Origin of the sequence: Corynebacterium sp. HMSC067D03 (assembly GCF_001811185.1) — a bacterium.
Lineage (GTDB): Bacteria > Actinomycetota > Actinomycetes > Mycobacteriales > Mycobacteriaceae > Corynebacterium > Corynebacterium coyleae.
In genome coordinates this window covers 23457-40156 of sequence record NZ_KV803842.1, presented here as the reverse complement: position 1 = coordinate 40156, position 16700 = coordinate 23457, and the positions used below count along the sequence as shown (strand labels likewise).

General features: G+C 60.7%; 14 protein-coding genes. 7 read left to right on the top strand and 7 right to left on the bottom strand.

The genetic code is table 11. The annotated features are described in order from the left end of the window. Positions 1-62 precede the first annotated feature (62 nt). The 4 genes from HMPREF2785_RS09880 to HMPREF2785_RS11655 all read left to right on the top strand — a co-directional run bounded on the left by HMPREF2785_RS09880 (position 63) and on the right by HMPREF2785_RS11655 (position 3927). The gene (locus HMPREF2785_RS09880) at positions 63-1022 is read left to right on the top strand and encodes an L-lactate dehydrogenase (protein ID WP_070615246.1); all 960 of its coding nucleotides are present in this window, start codon (positions 63-65) and stop codon (positions 1020-1022) included. 187 nt (positions 1023-1209) lie between these two features. Beyond that, on the top strand, positions 1210-2022 hold the full coding sequence (locus HMPREF2785_RS09875) for a DUF6414 family protein (protein WP_141750685.1): 813 nt from the start codon (positions 1210-1212) through the stop codon (positions 2020-2022). 94 nt (positions 2023-2116) lie between these two features. Beyond that, positions 2117-3307 carry a DNA cytosine methyltransferase gene (locus HMPREF2785_RS11660; RefSeq protein ID WP_070829532.1) on the top strand — a complete coding sequence of 397 codons (1191 nt, stop codon included), beginning with the start codon at positions 2117-2119 and terminating at the stop codon, positions 3305-3307. Continuing rightward, positions 3307-3927 carry an Eco29kI family restriction endonuclease gene (locus HMPREF2785_RS11655; protein WP_083308970.1) on the top strand — a complete coding sequence of 207 codons (621 nt, stop codon included), beginning with the start codon at positions 3307-3309 and terminating at the stop codon, positions 3925-3927. Before HMPREF2785_RS11660 ends, HMPREF2785_RS11655 begins: the two co-directional genes overlap by 1 nt. Before the next feature lie 103 nt (positions 3928-4030). Here the strand turns inward: HMPREF2785_RS11655 and HMPREF2785_RS09870 are convergent, their stop codons facing one another. The 5 genes from HMPREF2785_RS09870 to HMPREF2785_RS09850 all read right to left on the bottom strand — a co-directional run bounded on the left by HMPREF2785_RS09870 (position 4031) and on the right by HMPREF2785_RS09850 (position 8991). Beyond that, a complete protein-coding gene (locus HMPREF2785_RS09870) occupies positions 4031-5194 on the bottom strand; it encodes an ATP-binding cassette domain-containing protein (protein WP_168164688.1) in 1164 nt (387 codons plus the stop codon). Further along, positions 5185-5892: an energy-coupling factor transporter transmembrane component T family protein gene (locus tag HMPREF2785_RS09865; RefSeq protein ID WP_246821233.1), complete on the bottom strand. Its 708-nt coding sequence runs from the start codon at positions 5890-5892 to the stop codon at positions 5185-5187. Before HMPREF2785_RS09865 ends, HMPREF2785_RS09870 begins: the two co-directional genes overlap by 10 nt. 9 nt (positions 5893-5901) lie before the next feature. After that, on the bottom strand, positions 5902-6708 hold the full coding sequence (locus HMPREF2785_RS09860) for a glycosyl transferase family 9 (RefSeq protein ID WP_070421802.1): 807 nt from the start codon (positions 6706-6708) through the stop codon (positions 5902-5904). Between the two features lie 91 nt (positions 6709-6799). Beyond that, positions 6800-7795, bottom strand: coding sequence for a nucleoside hydrolase (locus HMPREF2785_RS09855; RefSeq protein WP_070615237.1), 996 nt, complete (start codon positions 7793-7795; stop codon positions 6800-6802). Next, entirely contained in the window at positions 7792-8991 is a 1200-nt protein-coding gene (locus HMPREF2785_RS09850; RefSeq protein WP_070453095.1) for an MFS transporter, read from the bottom strand. Before HMPREF2785_RS09850 ends, HMPREF2785_RS09855 begins: the two co-directional genes overlap by 4 nt. A 95-nt stretch (positions 8992-9086) precedes the next feature. Here HMPREF2785_RS09850 and HMPREF2785_RS12010 point away from each other — a divergent pair, with 95 nt between their 5' ends. Next, positions 9087-9614, top strand: a complete 528-nt coding sequence (locus tag HMPREF2785_RS12010) for a hypothetical protein (RefSeq protein ID WP_168161869.1) — start codon at positions 9087-9089, stop codon at positions 9612-9614. Here the strand turns inward: HMPREF2785_RS12010 and HMPREF2785_RS09840 are convergent. Further along, a complete protein-coding gene (locus HMPREF2785_RS09840; RefSeq protein ID WP_070615235.1) occupies positions 9611-10429 on the bottom strand; it encodes a hypothetical protein in 819 nt (272 codons plus the stop codon). The genes HMPREF2785_RS12010 and HMPREF2785_RS09840 overlap by 4 nt on opposite strands. Before the next feature lie 88 nt (positions 10430-10517). After that, the gene (locus tag HMPREF2785_RS09835; protein WP_070569823.1) at positions 10518-12047 is read right to left on the bottom strand and encodes a carboxylesterase/lipase family protein; all 1530 of its coding nucleotides are present in this window, start codon (positions 12045-12047) and stop codon (positions 10518-10520) included. 100 nt (positions 12048-12147) lie between these two features. Here HMPREF2785_RS09835 and HMPREF2785_RS09830 point away from each other — a divergent pair, with 100 nt between their 5' ends. Beyond that, on the top strand, positions 12148-13053 hold the full coding sequence (locus tag HMPREF2785_RS09830; RefSeq protein ID WP_070615234.1) for a hypothetical protein: 906 nt from the start codon (positions 12148-12150) through the stop codon (positions 13051-13053). Next, positions 13040-16666: an ABC transporter ATP-binding protein gene (locus HMPREF2785_RS09825; protein ID WP_070615232.1), complete on the top strand. Its 3627-nt coding sequence runs from the start codon at positions 13040-13042 to the stop codon at positions 16664-16666. The genes HMPREF2785_RS09830 and HMPREF2785_RS09825 overlap by 14 nt, the downstream gene beginning before the upstream one ends. Positions 16667-16700: the final 34 nt, after the last annotated feature.

Genomic DNA, 16700 nt, shown 5'->3' with positions numbered 1-16700 from the left:
AGTAACCTCGAAGCCACCAACCCACCCCGCTCCCCGTAATCATCACATGGAATAATGGTCATATGTTTGTCACTCAAGGTTCGAAAGTTGTCCTCATCGGCGCCGGCGCTGTCGGAACCGCGTACGCCTACGCCATCTTGAACCAGGGTCTGGCAGATCATCTCGCCATCATCGACCTCAACGAGGATCTTGCATGGGCTGAGGTGGAAGACCTCAATCACGCGATCCCGTTTTCTGGCCACCACATGGATGTCACGGTTGGCACCTATGAGGACTGCAAGGATGCGGCACTCGTGGTCAATTGCGCTGGCGTTGCACAGCGCGACGGCGAGACGCGTCTGGATCTTGTGGCGCGCAACGTGAAGATTTTCGAGTCCATCAACAAACAAGTTATGGCCGCCGGCTTCAACGGCATTTACGTCGTGGCCACCAACCCAGTGGATGTGCTGACCTACGTGTCCTGGAAGCAGACCGGACTGCCGTCGAATCAGGTCATCGGCGCAGGCACCGTGCTAGATACGGCGCGTTGGCGCCACAACCTAGGCCAGTACTTCGACATCGCTCCCTCTGCGGTGCACACGCACATCATCGGCGAGCACGGCGACACCGAACTGCCTGTTCTGTCCTCCGGCTCCATCGGTGGCGTTCCCCTCCCCGCTCTGCTCGAGGCGGAAGCCGCCCGCAATCCGGATATTTATAAGCAGATCGACGAGATGTTTGTGCGGACCCGCGACGCTGCCTACGACATCATCAAACGCAAAGGCAACACGTCCTTTGGTGTCGGCAACGCGCTCGCACGCATCACTCGCGCAATCCTGCGAAACGAGGACGTTGTCCTACCGGTCTCTGCGCTTCTTGAGGGCGAGTATGGCCTCAACGACATCTACATCGGCACCCCAACCGTGCTCAACCGTGGCGGCGTGCGCAACGTCGTCGAACTTCGTCTCGACGACACCGAAACCGCCAAGTTCCACCACTCCGCCAAGGTCCTGCGCGAGGTTATCGACAAGGCAGAGATCTAAGAGAATTTGCGTATCGACGACCCCACATCGCCACGCTGTTTAAACTGACCTCCCATTCATCATTCACTTCACTAGGGCGGCAACAGCACGTCCAAGATACGATTCGGTAGGCGACTGACCTCGAATAGCCAAACCAAAAATTGCCACAACCCAACTATGCTGTGTTGACATTCTCATTTACGCCAGATTGAAAGATATTGATTTGTTCATCCGCCCTTTCTACCTAGACACACAAGCATTAGATGACTACATCGCCGGTATCGAAAATGGCCTAACCGAGTCCATTATCGACAAGCAATCAAAAACCTCCCACAACGGTGGCTCAATCGACGCAAAAGTAATTAGCGGTGAAAAGGCTCGTGCTGAAACCGGAGAAAACACCCGCTCATTTAGAGATCATGACACCGCGAAACTTGACCGACTAATTAAGTACGGCCGAGCTAATTGCGAAGCAGCTTCCTGGAACGAAATCCTCGAACCGGACACCTCATTCCAACACATTCGCACCGGAGAAATGATCGAGTGGGAATGCGATGTTTATCTCTCAGAAATTAGCGAGATCCTCGCTAACAACGAACTTCCGGGCAGCTTACGTTCACTTGCAAAGGTCGCACCACTCACCAAGATATTCGGCTCACCACAGAACGATCTCCCAGATTCCGAACAATTTAACCAAATGGCGGATTTTATGGATGGCGTTAACTTGAAACCGATCCTTATCGGAGAAGACGACGCCACTGCCTGGCGAATCGTGGGAACCCTACAGCAAGACCATATTCGTACTAAAGATGGCTTCGATGACAGGGCCCGAATTGTGGCAAAAGTCCGAAAGAAGATTCCAGAAGGACGTTGGTTTTCATTGCATGCAGCATCCGGGATACCTATGAGCCGCGAACAGCGCAGAGCTGCAGGCCGCAAAGGACCATCAACCGCTGAGGAACAAAACCAGTTTCTGGAGGGGCCACTGTTAGTCGTGGACTACCTGGCAGTCTATATCTAGAACTCAGGACACGAGAACATAATCTAATCCGCATTCGATCATCTGTTCTATTTTCAGGCGGAATGCATCGGCCCCACTTGTAAATTAAGGAAACATGAAGAGCATAGAACTTTTTGCAGGTGGCGGTGGCTTACTTTTGGGGTCGTCCTTAGCAGGATTTCACCACTTGGCAGCTGCTGAGTGGAACAAATGGGCCACTGCAACCCTTCGCAATAATATCTCCGACGGCTACCCCCTCATTCAGGGCCTTGAAGTGATAGAAGGCGATGTACGGTCAATCAATTGGAATCAATTCAACAAACACGAAATTGATTTAGTCTCGGGAGGACCACCCTGTCAGCCTTTTTCCATGGGAGGAAAAGCGAAAGCCGACAACGACCCCCGAGACATGTTTCCTGCAATGACAGCCGCAGTTGCCGACCTAAAGCCGCGAGCTTTCATCGTAGAGAACGTTAAAGGTCTTACACGCGCCGCTTTCACCGATTATTTTTCCTTCATCAAGCTAAGGCTTAACTACCCGATGGTCCGCGCACGTCAAGGAGAATCCTGGCTGGAGCATTACAAACGTCTCAAGCAGGTCGACAACACTGGGGGCGCACAAGATCTCGAGTACGATGTGGTGACTACCATCGTTAACGCAGCAGACTACGGAGTCCCCCAGCACCGACACCGCGTGTTTATGGTTGGGTTTAGATCCGATATAGAAACCGGATGGAGTTTTCCGGAACCGACGCACAGTGGAACCGCCCTTCAGCAAACCCAGATATCTGGTGAATACTGGGAGCGACACAAAACACCCCAACGAGATCAAGTTGTTTTACAGCGCCCCGGGAAGGGAAATCCGAATCTCAAGCCATGGCTTACCGTGCGAGACGCGCTAGAAACCATGCCCGAGCCTCGTCAAGACGGCACTCCAGGCTGGCTTGATCACCGATTCCAGCCTGGAGCTAGGGTTTACCCCGGCCATACGGGGAGTTACATAGACGAACCATCTAAAGCGCTAAAAGCAGGAGCACATGGGGTTCCGGGTGGCGAAAATATGATTCGGTTTCCAGATGGATCGGTTCGCTACTTCAGCATTAGGGAAGCAGCAAGGATTCAGACCTTCCCAGATGGGTATGCCCTTCACGGTGCATGGGGCGAGGCTATGCGGCAGTTAGGGAATGCTGTTCCAGTAAGACTAGGACGGGCAGTTGCCGAGTCAGTAGCAGAACATCTTGCGCTTGATACAGCTATTAAACAACGTAAATTCACCGACCTTCCTCTCGTAAAGGCAGTCGTCTAATGTCCGCATTTGATCCACTTTCCTACGAAAACCTTGGCATATCCATCTCGAGAGCGCTTGATGAGCAACCGGTGGTTCCACTAACTGAAATCAAGCGGTTTCATGGTGCTGGGGTGTATGCGCTCTACTACACCGGTGATTTCCCTGCGTACGAACGAATTGCGCTGGCCAATAGAGAGAATCCCGGCACGTGGGCAATCTATATCGGGAAGGCCGAAGCAGAGAGCCACCGAAAGGGAGATCCCGATCAACAAAACGTTCTTGACGGTCCAAAATTATTCAACCGTATACAGAATCATCGAAAGTCCATTGAATCAGCGAACAATCTCGATGTTCATGATTTTTCGGTGAGATATCTAGTCGTAGCTCCGACTTGGGTTCAGCTCGCCGAAATAATTGCTATTCGGCTGCATCACCCGGTCTGGAATTCGCTTATCGACGGCTTCGGAAACCACGATCCTGGCTCAGGTCGGAGAAACGGGTTGCGGCCAAGATGGGACACTCTTCATCCTGGTAGGTCCTGGGCGAAGCTCCTTCGAGAACGACCAGAGCCACTTTCAGTTGTTGAAGAAGAGCTGGAAAACTATCTGAGAATGTACGAGCCAACAACACCGAAGTAGCAGGATTCTCTTCTACTTCATCCCGCTCTCAATGCACGTTGAATTGAACAGAAGGATTTCTTTTCTTTTGCGGTGCTGTAATCACAGATAATCACTAGGGTTTTTAACCCAATTTTGAATGGGTAACCACCGCATACTCCCCCACCTCCGCGGCGAAGCAGGTGTCGTGGCAGGTGAAGATCACCGCCTGACCGCGTGCCAGGCCTGCTGCGATGAGGGCGTGGGCACGCTCGCGGGAGGGGATGTCGAGGCCGACGTCGGGCTCGTCGAGAAGCACAAGGTCACGCCCCTGGGCAAACACCTGGGCAAGCTGTGCGAGCCGGAAATGCGCTGACGGCAGGTCCAACGGGTGGGCGTCTGGGTCTAGGCCTAGTGCAGCGACGGCATCGTCGTTGCCGATGAACCGACCCACGGTGGATTCTGCGAGCTGGTCTGCGGCGCGCTGCAACGCCAGCGACACGGTCACGCCGCGAGTCTGTTCCAGGCCCGGGTTGTCGTCGAGGCCAGCCATCGCGCGAAGGAGCGTTGTCTTGCCGGCGCCGTTGTCGCCACGTAGCCATACGGCCTCGCCGGGGCGAACGGTCAAGTGCACTGGGCCGGCGGTGAACGATGGCTCTGACGTGGTGCGGAACTGCCACCACTTGCGGGATGTTTCGCCGCGCGCTGCGGAGACTTCGCCGAGGTTGATCGGTTCATCAGTTGCTGTGACGCGGTCAGGCAACTGCAGATTCGGGTTGGGTGGGACGTTCGGCTGGAGGATGCCACCGACAAGTCCGAGTGCGGCCGAGTCGATGTTGCGAAGCCGTGTGCCCAGGATGACCACCTTCGACGGCAGCGAAGCCAGCAGTTCGGTGATGCGGGTGCAGGAGGTTGGGTCGAGGCCGGCGAAGGGGTCGTCGAGAAGCACAATGCCCGGCTCGAGCACCGCAACGGCTGCGATGGCGAGGCGTCGCGTTTGGCCACCGGAAAGCTGCGCTGGGTTGCGCTCGGCGAGATCGCTCAGACCTGCGGCGAGAAGGATGCGCTCGCAACGCTTGCGCATCTCGTCGGCGGGAATGCCGCGCTGCTCGAGGCCGAGAGCGACTTCTTCGATGACGGTATCGCGAAGATACGACACGTGCGCGGTGGCGTCCTGTTGAACTACGGCGGCGTGATCCCACTCGCGGTGCACTTGCGCTGCCAGGGTGGTCAGGCCTGCTCCAGAGTTACCGATCACCTGCACCGCGCGGTGCTCGTTGAGCGTCTGGGTGAGCAATGTCAGATCCACAGCACGACCCCCAAACACGCAAGCGGGATGAGGATGCGGGCGGCACGCTGGATGCGGCTGTCGTGGACAGGGTGCAGCACGGTGCGAGGGCCGGTGAGGTCGTAGCCTGCGGTCTCTAAGGCTTGGCCGCGAGCACCGGCTTGGGTGAGCAACTCTGTAAGCACCGGCATGATCAGGTTCGGGACCACGGTTTTTACGGTGATGCGCTCGCCTTTGAGCCGGTTGGCGTCGCGAACGATCCGGGCGCGGTGTGCACCTTGGGGGCCGAGTTGCAGTGTCGTGCCGGCGATGTATCCGATCCGGTTGCCACCCGGTGCTGCCTGCAGCGCCTTGGCCAGGTCCGGGGTGCGCGACCATGCGACGGCCGCGAGCAGGCTGGCAATCAGTGCGGTGAAGCGTGCGGCTAACTCCCCTGCTGTGGCAAGTCCGTCGCTAGTAAGCAGCGGCGCGATGCGATGCTCACCGTAGGGCGCGTGGATGAGCACCATGGATGCGGCAACCGGGGCGGCAAGCAACGCGGTGGCCGCAATGAGCGCGACGTTGCGGGTGCGCCACGTCCCCAGCACCATTGCCGCGGCCAGCACTGCGAGTGAAACTTCTGGCCGGTTCAGCCCGAGCACCAGAATCCAGCCCGACGCCCCGATGGCCAAAGCGGTCAACGGGTTCACACGGGTTGAAGGACTCAGACGGTCTGCCACGGAAGTGCTTTACGCCTCAGGTGTCGATGCTGGTGCGACAGGTTCTTGTGGCGCGAAGGCAGCCACGGTGCGCTTCGGCAGCGCCTTCACTGTGGCGTAGGCGATGAACAGGACAATGAGCTTATCCACCGGGTCAGAGATGAACGCCTGGGTGGTTACCGATGCGATCAGGGACCCACCCATTTCGCGGAACAGGCTCACCAGTGCGCCGGTGCCCACGCCGGCGGTGCCGCCGTAGACGTACGCAGCGACAGGGGCTGCGACCATGCCGCCAACAACGCCGAGCACAAGGCCAAAGCCGACCACGGTGCCAGGGTTACGGAACGCGTTGAAACGGTGGATGAACACACCGGCGAGCCAGCCGACCAAGGCCGCACCCGCAGCAAACGGCAAGGCAGCCGGGTTGACCAGACCCCACACCACGTTGTTCAGCGCGCCGGTGGCCATGCCCGCAACCGGGCCGGCCAGGGCTGCGACCAGCACGGTGCCCACGGAGTCGAGGTACAGCGGCAGACCAATCGAGCCGACGATCTCGCCGATGACGGAGTTGATGATGATCGCAATCGGAATCAGCCCGAGCGTGCGCGCCGGCAACACAGGGACGATGGCCACGAGTAGCAGCAGGGTGCCCACGCCGTAGCCCGCCAGCAACGTGATGCCAGGACCGGAGCCAGTGACCTGATCCCAGTCAGCGGGGCGGACAAGAACGAAGTAGAGCCAGGTCGCCGCGATAATCAGCGCGCCAAGGGCAACGAGAACGCGACGCAGCGGGGTCCACTGCGCCTTCTGCGAGTTTTGAGAAGTGGTGTGTGACATGGAACTTTCCGTAATTCTCACGGGCAAATGAACAATTGCGCCCCTGCCTATGTCACCTCGGCAGGAACGTTCAGATCAGGCAGTGTAGCAGTTAGTCGTCCGCTTTGAGGTGGCGCAGTTCCATAAGACTCGCGTCCCCCGCCGCCACACGTGCATGGATCTCACAGGCCCATTCGAAGGACTCCCACGCGGCCTCAATGTCCGCGTCGGTGACTAAGCGTGCGTTGGGTTCGCGCTCCCAAATGTCGCGCAGATCTGCCACAGAGGTGCCGCGGGTGAGGTCGGAATCGGCCTCGACGGCGATCGTCGTCAAGCAATGCTCAACGTCCACCGCACCAAGCGCGATGAGCACCGTGAGCAAGTCGTGGATCTGCGCACGATAGCCCTCCCCGACCTCCTCGTGGAACTCGAAGTAGAACCGCACAATGTCACCCAAGTGCTGGGCAATCGGGCTCGCGCCTAGCTTTGCGACGACCCCCTCCAACCGCTCAGGCTCAAGCACCATCTTCTCCGTCACACCCAGTGAACACAGCGTGATCGGGGTCGGTGTCATGTCGAACACATCGGCAGCCGCGTGCGGATCAACCCAGAAGTTCCACTCCCCCGTCGGCGTGGTGTTGCCCGGATAGTTCACCGCCCCGCCCATCACCGTGATGTGCTTCAGGCGCGCGAAATGCTGTGGGTGGGCGTGGGCGAAAAACGCCAAGTTGGTCATGGGACCGGTGATGATGAGGTGCAGATCGTCAGTACCGCGCTCAATCGCGTCGATCCACAGGGCTTCCCAGTCGTGCTCGACGTGACGCTGCGGCGCAGTGGCATAGCCCAGCCCCGTGTCGCCGTGGGTTTCTGGCGTGGTGGTCAGCTCCACCTCAAGCGGCGCCGGTACTCCAGCGGCGAGAGAGATAATCGGCAAACCGCACAACGACAGGATCCATGCGGCGTTCTTGGCACACTGGTCGGCGTCGACGTTGCCGGCAGTCGTGGTCACGCACTCAAGCTCATGGATGCCTGCCTGCGTGGCCGCGGTCAGCCAGATGAGGGCTAAGGTGTCGTCGATACCCGGGTCGCAGTCCAGAATTACTCTCATCGTGGCTCCTTCACCATCGTTTCCTTACCGATGATCAGCCACACCACAGCCGCCACCGCACACATTGCACCGCATACGCCGAACGCGGCAGTAAAGCCTGCGGTCTGCGCAATCGCACCGACAACCACAGGTGCGAAAATCTGGCCCGCATCCTGCGTCATCTGGAATGTGGATAACACCTTACCGCCGGAGCGTTCATTGCCAATGATGTCCGCCAACGCTGCCTGAATGGACGGGCTCATCGTGCCGGAAGCCACGCCGGCCAGCACCGACCAGATCATGAGCGGCCAGAAACTCGTCGCCGTGCCAAGCACCACCGTAAACACTGCAGACATTGCCATGCCCGCAAAGATCATCGGGCGCCTGCCAAAATGATCCGACATACGCCCGGAAAACTGCAGCATGATCGCCATGCCGAGCGCGAACGCCGTAAGCGCGAAACCAGCCGCTGCCCCGCCTTGCTCAAACACCGCGGCGGCAAAGAGCGGCAACACCGCCACGCGTGCACCCATATTCACAAACCCATTGGTAAACGCCGCGACCAGCAATCCCCTGTAGGTGGGCACCTTCCAGGCGCTCCGCAGCCGCATCGCGGGCTTCGCCTTCGGCAACGCCTTCGCACCTGGACGCGGCTGTGTAAGCCACGCGACGAGGCCGGCCGCAATCGCGACCGCCACGCCATAAATGGCAAACGGGATACGGAAACCCAAATACGACAACGCTGCGCCCACGATCGGACCGAACACATTGCCCACAAGAAATGCCGAAGCGTACAACGCGTTCGCGCGGCCACGGATCGAAGGATGCGTCACCCGCACAATCAGTGCCTGCGCCGACAACGTAAACATCGTCGAGCCGAAACCCGCGATGAACCGCAACGCAAGAATCTGCCAATACGCCTGGGCAAACGCCACGAAGAACGTGGAGACAGCCACAATGCTCAAGCCTGTGAGGTAGATCGGGCGCGAGCCCAGTTTGTCCACCAGCACACCCGCGCCGGGCGCACCAAGCAACCTGGCAAGAGCAAACACAGACACGACCGCACCTGCTGCGGCCATGGATACGTTGAAACTTCCCGCAAACTGCGGGAGAACCGGAGCGATTAACCCGTACCCGAGCGCAACAATGAAGGCGGCGCCCGTGAGCACCCAAATGGTGCGGGGTATCGACGGTTTCACCACCTTATTCGCACTCATAAACAGCAAGGTTACACAACGCGTCAAATAACCGTATCGCCCATATGTTCGAATACGTACCGGGTGGTGTCGGGGCCACTTTTAGTGTTTGAGCCATGAAGTTGAACGCAAAGAATGCCCTGTCCATGTTCCGCACCTCCCCCACTGTGGATGCCGATGCATACGCCAGTGCCGATTCCTTGGCTGCTGAAATCCGAGACCTCTTCCCCGAGAAGCTGCACGCCATCAACGCGATGATCCACCACCCGCGCTCGCTGTCTCGCCCGGCTGCGACCTGGCGGCCACCGGTGATATCGCTACCCCGGATAGACAACGGTCCGACGCTGTCGTTGGCGGTCACGCGGCGGCGTGTTGGCCCGCGCGCCCGCGCTCGTATTCAGGGATACGGGCAGCGCCACATTCCGGCCTACTTGATCGAACTGCGCGTGACCGATGCCGCGGGGGTTCCCGTGGACACGTTGCTTGCCGAGTCCTGGGTGCGCGCGGTCATCCCCGATGATGCTGCCCACACCGTCCACGAAATTCCGGGGGCGAAGGCAGCAAGTTACGTCTGGCTCGTCGACGGGGCGTTCACCCCGATCGAGTCGCCCTCCTCCATGTTCGAAGGACTCAGCGCGGCTTAGTCCTCGTCGTCCTCGTCGAAGTCTTCGTCGTCGAGATCCTCATCATCCTCATCATCGAGGTCCTCGTCGTAGTCTTCGTCGTCTTGGCCGAAGATGTCGTAGACGTCCGGCTCGTCAATCTCGTCGTCGACTGGAAGCAGCTGCGCCTCCCATTCCTCTGCCTGGTCGGCGGCGAGCGACAGCACGTCAAAGAGGCGGTCGAAGTCGGTGAAGCTGCCCAGCTCGAGCTTCTCTGCGTCGGCAACCGCCTCGTCATGGATGACGTCAAACAGACGTGCGCGGTCCTCCTCAGACAGTTCCGCATCGCCGTCGGACTCCCACAACTCGCCCTCGGCGTCCTCGATGACATCGTCGTAGTCATCCGGGAGTGCAACGAAGGTCACTGTGGCGCTCGGCACGCCGTTGACGGCTTCGACGACGACCTGCAACTCGGCATTCGCGCCCACTTCGGCGCGCACCTGCTGCGGGTTGACGTGGTCCTGGAAGAACTCGAGATCCCCAATGCGCTCGTCCGTGCTTTCCAGCAGGTCGCGCAGCACTGTTACCACCTGGTCGGTCGCCATGTGCTCAGCAACAGCAGCCACCGCTGCCTCCACGGAGAACACCACAGCGACTAAGACGGCCTCAAACTCATCGTCGTCCTCGTCCACGTCAGCCGCGGCGATGTACACGTTCGCTGCCGGCAGGTGCGGATCAATTTCCACAAACTGCAATTCCAACGCCGCAGACATGGGGACAAACATCGTGTCCCCGCCTACGCGCGACTCAATACCGTCGCGGTCCAACGCGGCCGCGATGTCCTCGAAAAAGCTCATGACAGTGGGTTCCTTCCGCATTGACCTTCAGACTGGCTTCAGCCTAGCCACGTTCGCTGGCGCGTGCCTGGAATTATCATCGCGGATGTCATAAATCCGTCCGGCTAATTCCCCACTCGCGCATGTCAAACGACTCCCACGCGGTGCGTTGTTCGGCTTTCGGGTCGTATTCCACACGCATGCCGTACTCAAACACCGCAGTCGCACGCCCCGGGTCGTCGCCACGCTTAAACCCGTAGCTGGGCCACTCCGTACCAGGTGTGCCGGTGTGGAAGAACGTGCCCCAGTGGTACTGCATGAGCCGGCTGACCTCTTGGAACGTGTCCCGCGGCCCGAAGCGATCCAGTTTGGAGGTCACTGTGGCAAAGGGATCGCCATAGACCGCCACAAGGTCAGCTGCGTGAATCGCGCCGAGGCCCAACTTGCGCATCGCGGCAGATGCGTAGGCGAACCGATACATATAGGTCGGCGCAACCATGCGGTGCGCGGTGGCCAGGATGACACTCGGGGCCCAGAACACGGCGTCTGCCATCAACTCCGCAAAATCGCCGCGTGCGCCGACATCGTCGTACGCCTCGATGACATCCAGCGCATTGTCCGGGTCAAACACGTTCAACGCCCGGCGCGCAGCACGTTGGCGCTGGCGGGAGGTTTGGTAGATGGCTTTGGTGAAACTGGCTTCGTCGGAGTTGGTTCCCACGATCAGTGGCACGCGGGCTTGCTCGCCGGCGTTGAACGTGTCAATGGGGTGTTGGGGCAGGCTGGCACTGTCCAGGGTGGGCATGAAGCTGATGTTGAATTGCAGCGCTTCCTTGCTGTTAAACATCAGTGATTGCCCGGCGCGCACGAGGGTTTCTGCGGGGATGTCGCGCAGCTGGTCAAGGGTGGTGTCTGGTGCGAGCCCGAGTTTCCTGATGAGGGCTTGGACCCACCTGGCGGCTTGGCGCCTCGAGTGGACGCTGGCCGGTGGCGGGGACTGCGCGATTGCGCGGTGGAACAGGCCGCGGGCATCGGGTGCGCACATGAGATGCAGCACGGCAGCACCGCCTGCCGATTCGCCCATGATGGTCACAGCATCTGGGTCGCCGCCGAAGGCTGCGATGTTGTCCCGGATCCACCGCAGGGCGAGGATCTGGTCGCGGATAGCGGGGTTGGCCACGCAGTCGTCGCCAAGCGATCGCACATCGAGGTAGCCGAGCACGCCGAGGCGGAAGTTTAAGGAGACGTAGACAATGTTCGTCGCGGCGGTGAGGCGATGACCTTGGAGGACTTTTTCGTGGCTGGCGCCGGTGACAAAAGTGCCGCCGTGGAAACAGACAACGACAGGCAAGACCTCATCAGTGTCGGGCCTGACGATGTCTAAGTTGAGGCAGTCCTCCGAACCAAGCACCGTGCCACGGATGCCGAAGGTGCCTTGCATGGCGGGTGGGCCGAAGCGTGTGCAGTCGCGCACCCCAGGCCAGGGTTGGACGGGTTTCGGTTCGCGGAACCGGTGAGTACCAGCGGTGTTGGCGCCGAATGGCACGCCACGCCAGGTGCGCATTCCGGTGTGCGGGTCGACTTGACCGCGCACGGCTCCGGCCGTTGTCTGTACGACTGGTTGGCGGCGCGCATTCATGCGTTCAAGCCTAGAGCGTTTCCGCCCGGTCTTCCCGGGATATGAAGTCGTTCTATGCTGTACCAATTACCCATCGCCAGTTCACGGCAGGAGGATAAACGTGTTCGGTAAGAAGAAATCAACGCAGATCGACGAGGCGGAGCTCCGCAAGGAAATCGTGGTCGCGCTGCAGGAAAATTCAGCGCAGCTGGAAAAGGACGCGGGCAAACTCGGTCGTGTTTTCATCGGCGCGGTGGACAAGGCCGTGCGACTGCAGACCTCTGTGATCCGCGGGTATGTGGATTGGTTGCGCCGCGACAACCCGGATAAGTCGCCGGCACAGATCCAGGCGATTATGGATAAGCATCTGAAAAACACCGTCACGGGCACCGGTGCCGGTGTGGGTGCCGCTGCGGCAGTACCAGGCGTTGGCCTGTTCACAGGTGCTGCTGCTGTGGCCGGCGAGTCCGCCCTCTTTCTGGATCTCGCGGCGTTTTACGCCATGTCATCGGCATATTTGCGTGGCGACGACATCTCCGACGCCGAGCACCGCCGCGCCATCGTGCTGACCACGCTGATGGGTACGAAGGGCCTGGCAATCGTGGATACGCTGCTCGGCGAAAACTCCCGCAAGCTGCCTGGCAAGGCCACCCTGTCGCGCTTTTCTGGCCCGACGCTCAATGAGACCAACAACGTGCTGCAGCGCATGGCTATGCGTTCGCTGCGTCGTTCCATGCGTCGCGCCTGGCTGGGCAAGATGCTGCCGCTCGGCCTGGGTGCGATTGCCGGTACGACGGTGAACCGCAAGCTGGCCGGCAACATCATCGATAACATTCAGCAGGCCCTCGGCCCGGTGCCGCTGCAGTTTGCCACCCCGCTCGAGCCCGAAGACACGGCCGATGAGACCGGTCGCATCAAGGGTGGCTTCAACCCGAAGGAATTCGCTGCATGGATTTTGAAGATCTTCCGCGACGGTAAGGACAGTAGCGGGAAGGACAGCAACGACAAGGAACATGAGGACCACTAGCCCACTTCTTACCCAATCGCTCAAGGCGAACCGCGCGCCTGCCGCCGTCGCGTTCGCCGCTGCCATCTTGGCGGCGCTCACCCGCGTGGCCGAGCCCGCTCTTACTGGCCAAGCGATTGATATTGCCACCGGGAATGCGGACGGTTCCGTTGCCCGCGTGGCATGGCTGATGGTGGCAGTCGCAGCGGCCACCTACGTCCTAAGCATCATCCGGCGCACCACCTCCGGTCGCCTTGCCACGACCTCGCAACACTGGTTGCGCACCAAGATCCTGCGCACACTGCACCGCCTGGACGGGCCGGGACAGGACAAGATCGTGACCGGCCAGATTGTCTCGCGCTCGATCTCGGATCTGAACATGTACCAGATGGTCCTGGACACCCTGGCGATGATGCTCACGCGCATCGTGCAACTAGCAGCCACCTTGATCGTCATGCTGAGCATGGACGTCGCACTGACCGCGATGTCGCTGGCACTGCTGCCCGTGCTCCTGTGGGAGGCCAACCGGTCGCGCAAAACGCTCTACGCAGCAACGTGGGTCAACCAGCACGCCACCGCAGAACTTGCAGAGCACGTCGAACAAACCGTCTCCGGCGTGCGCGTGGTCAAGGCGTTCGGGCAGGAACAGCGCGAGATCGACCAGCTCGACAACCTTGGCCGCCACCTCTACGCGGTCAAGATGCGCGCAGCAAAACTCACCGCACGCTTCCAGCCGGTACTGTCCCAGCTGCCCAAGGTTGCACTCGTGGTCACCATCATCGCCGGTGGCATGCTCGCCATCCACGGAAGGATCTCCATCGGCCAGTTCGTCGCATTCACCGCGTACCTGACCACGATGACGTCCACCCTGTCGATGCTGACCAACCAGTACGTCCGCATGCAGATGGGTATGAGCTCCTTCGACAGGCTCGCGGATGTGCTGGCACTCGCACCTGAAGAGTCCACCGCAAACTCCACCGTGAATTCCACCGTGAATTCCACCGAAAACTTGCCTGCCGAACCCGGCCTGCACTTTAGCGACGTGCACTTTTCCACCGGTGGCCACAACGTCTTAAACGGCTTCACCCTTTCGGTCGCGCCGGGCGAGACCGTTGCAATGGTCGGCCCGCCCGGCGCGGGTAAAACCATGGCGGTGCAGCTAGCTGGCGGGTTCTACACCCCGGATACGGGCACGGTCACCGGTGGCGATGTGGTCTGTGTTTTCGACGACGCCTTCCTTTTCTCTTCCTCCGTGCGCGACAACATCGCCATGGGCGCTGCCGACAACATGTCGCCGGACGAACTTGATGTCGCGGTGCGTGAGGCGGCACGCCTCGCCCTGGCAGACGAGTTTATCGAGCGCCTCCCCGACGGCTACGACACCCAGGTCGGTGAGCGTGGCCTCACACTTTCCGGCGGCCAGCGCCAGCGCATCGCACTCGCCCGCGCGCTCATGTCAAAACCGAAGGTGCTCGTGCTTGACGACGCCACCAGCGCCATCGACTCCATCAACGAAGCCAACATCTTGGCCAACCTGCGCGAAGCACTCAGCGACATCGCAGTGCTGACCGTGGCCCACCGCCAATCAACGGTGGATCATGCGGATCGGGTAGCGGTGGTGCGCGGTGGGGTCGTCGTCAAGCAAGGGCCCCGCGACGAGGTCATGGCAACCGACGAGTATCGCGCCTCCATGGACCCGGAGTCCGAAACGCTGTACGAGGAGGTTGGCGACCTGTGGCCCGAAGTGGACACCGAACCCCAGGAACGCGTGATCGTGCCGACGAGCGGGCGCGCCTCCACCATCAACGCCACCCCGGAACTGCTCGCGCGTGTGGAGCGCCTCCCGGAAGCGCGCGAACTGCCAGATCTGGCCGAGCAGACACTGACCCGCCTGCGCACCCCGTCGAGCGAATTCCACATCCGCGACATGCTCAAGGCCGTGCGCTGGCTCATCGCTGGCACCGTCGCCCTGCTGATTGTGGGCGTGCTGGCGGACTTGGCCTTCCCCACCATCGTGCGCGCCGCCGTGGACCGCGGCATTACCCCAAGTAACCAGGAGAACCTGATCAACGCGGGGCTCATTGCGCTCGGTGTGGTCGCGATCGCCTGGGCCTCGGATGCACTCATGACTGTTTTGTCGTCGCGCTCCGGCGAACGCCTCCTCTACGGGCTGCGCCTGCGCTCCTACGCGCACCTGCAGCAACTGGGGTTGAGTTACTTCGAATCGCGACTGTCCGGCAAGATCATGACGCGCATGACCACGGACATCGACACCTTGTCGAGCTTCCTACAAACCGGGCTTGCCCAGGCGATTGTCGCCGTCGGCTCTCTCGTGGGCGTGATCGTTATGCTCGTTGCCACAGACGGCGAACTCACCCTCATTGCACTGACCGCCGTCCCGGTGATTGTCACCGCCACCTGGGCGTTCAGAGTCTTCTCCAAGCGCTACTACCAGGCCTCACGCGAACAGATCTCCACGGTCAACGGCGAGTTCGCGGAACTCATCGGCGGCATCCGCACCACCCAAACCCACCGCGCGCAGACCCACTTCGAAGCGCACTTCACCGCCCTAAGCGACGAATACCGCCACCTGCGCATGCGCTCCGTCACCCTGGTCGCGCTGTACTTCCCAGGCATGCACTTCATCTCCCAAACCATGACCGCCGTCATCGTCGGCTTTGGTGCGGGACGCATCGCCGACGGATCGCTGTCCGTCGGTGTGCTCGTCGCATTCACCATGTACCTCGGCCAGCTCTACGGCCCTATCCAGCAGCTTGGCCAAATCTTCGACTCCTGGCAGCAAGCCACCGTCAGCTTCGACCGCATCCGCGCACTCCTTGCCCAGCGCACCACCGTCCCCGACACCGGCACCAACCCGGGTGCTCACAGCGCCGCAAGTGGGCCATTGCTTTTCGACGACACCACCTTCTCCTATTCAGCCTCCACCGATACAGACGCCTCCCCCGTGATTGACCACATGGACCTGACCATCGAGCCAGGTACCACCGTGGCACTCGTCGGCCCTACCGGCGCAGGCAAATCCACCGTGGTCAAACTGCTCGCCCGGTTCTACGACCCCACTTCCGGTGAGGTGCGCGCATCCGGCACAAACATCGCGCAGTTCCCGCTTGCAGACTGGCGCCGCGCACTCGCCCAGGTCCCGCAGGAGTCCTACCTGTTCCCCGGCACCGTCGCGGACAACATCGCCTACGGCGCGCCGGGCGCGACCCCAGAGGAGATCGAGGCGGCGGTGAACCGCATTGGCGCGCTCGGTGTCGTCGATACGATCCCCGGCGGCTTCAACGCGCGCGTCGGTGAACGCGGCCGAGGCTTGAGTTCCGGGCAGCGCCAGATCATCGCACTCGCACGCGCGGAGATGCTCTCCCCTGCCGTGCTGCTTCTCGACGAAGCCACCGCCACCCTTGATCCCGCAACCGAACGCGCGGTACTCGACGCCGCCGACCGCGCAACCTCGGGCCGCACGTCAGTGGTCGTCGCACACCGCCTCGCAACCGCTGCGCGGGCCGACCGAATACTCGTCATCGACGAAGGACGTATCATTGAGGACGGTTGCCACGAGGACCTCCTCACCGCCGGCGGTAGGTATGCCCAAATGTGGGCTGCCAACCGCTAACGGGGGTGAAAGACGGAAACCCCGTGGACAGGAA

What these genes read in the sequence shown, in the direction of transcription:
- HMPREF2785_RS09880 (WP_070615246.1), top strand. Translation starts at nt 63, where the DNA reads ATGTTTGTCACTCAAGGTTCGAAAGTTGTCCTCATCGGCGCCGGCGCT.
- HMPREF2785_RS11660 (WP_070829532.1), top strand. Translation starts at nt 2,117, where the DNA reads ATGAAGAGCATAGAACTTTTTGCAGGTGGCGGTGGCTTACTTTTGGGG.
- HMPREF2785_RS11655 (WP_083308970.1), top strand. Translation starts at nt 3,307, where the DNA reads ATGTCCGCATTTGATCCACTTTCCTACGAAAACCTTGGCATATCCATC.
- HMPREF2785_RS09860 (WP_070421802.1), bottom strand. Translation starts at nt 6,708, where the DNA reads ATGTCACACACCACTTCTCAAAACTCGCAGAAGGCGCAGTGGACCCCG.
- HMPREF2785_RS09855 (WP_070615237.1), bottom strand. Translation starts at nt 7,795, where the DNA reads ATGAGAGTAATTCTGGACTGCGACCCGGGTATCGACGACACCTTAGCC.
- HMPREF2785_RS09850 (WP_070453095.1), bottom strand. Translation starts at nt 8,991, where the DNA reads ATGAGTGCGAATAAGGTGGTGAAACCGTCGATACCCCGCACCATTTGG.
- HMPREF2785_RS12010 (WP_168161869.1), top strand. Translation starts at nt 9,087, where the DNA reads ATGAAGTTGAACGCAAAGAATGCCCTGTCCATGTTCCGCACCTCCCCC.
- HMPREF2785_RS09840 (WP_070615235.1), bottom strand. Translation starts at nt 10,429, where the DNA reads ATGAGCTTTTTCGAGGACATCGCGGCCGCGTTGGACCGCGACGGTATT.
- HMPREF2785_RS09835 (WP_070569823.1), bottom strand. Translation starts at nt 12,047, where the DNA reads ATGAATGCGCGCCGCCAACCAGTCGTACAGACAACGGCCGGAGCCGTG.
- HMPREF2785_RS09825 (WP_070615232.1), top strand. Translation starts at nt 13,040, where the DNA reads ATGAGGACCACTAGCCCACTTCTTACCCAATCGCTCAAGGCGAACCGC.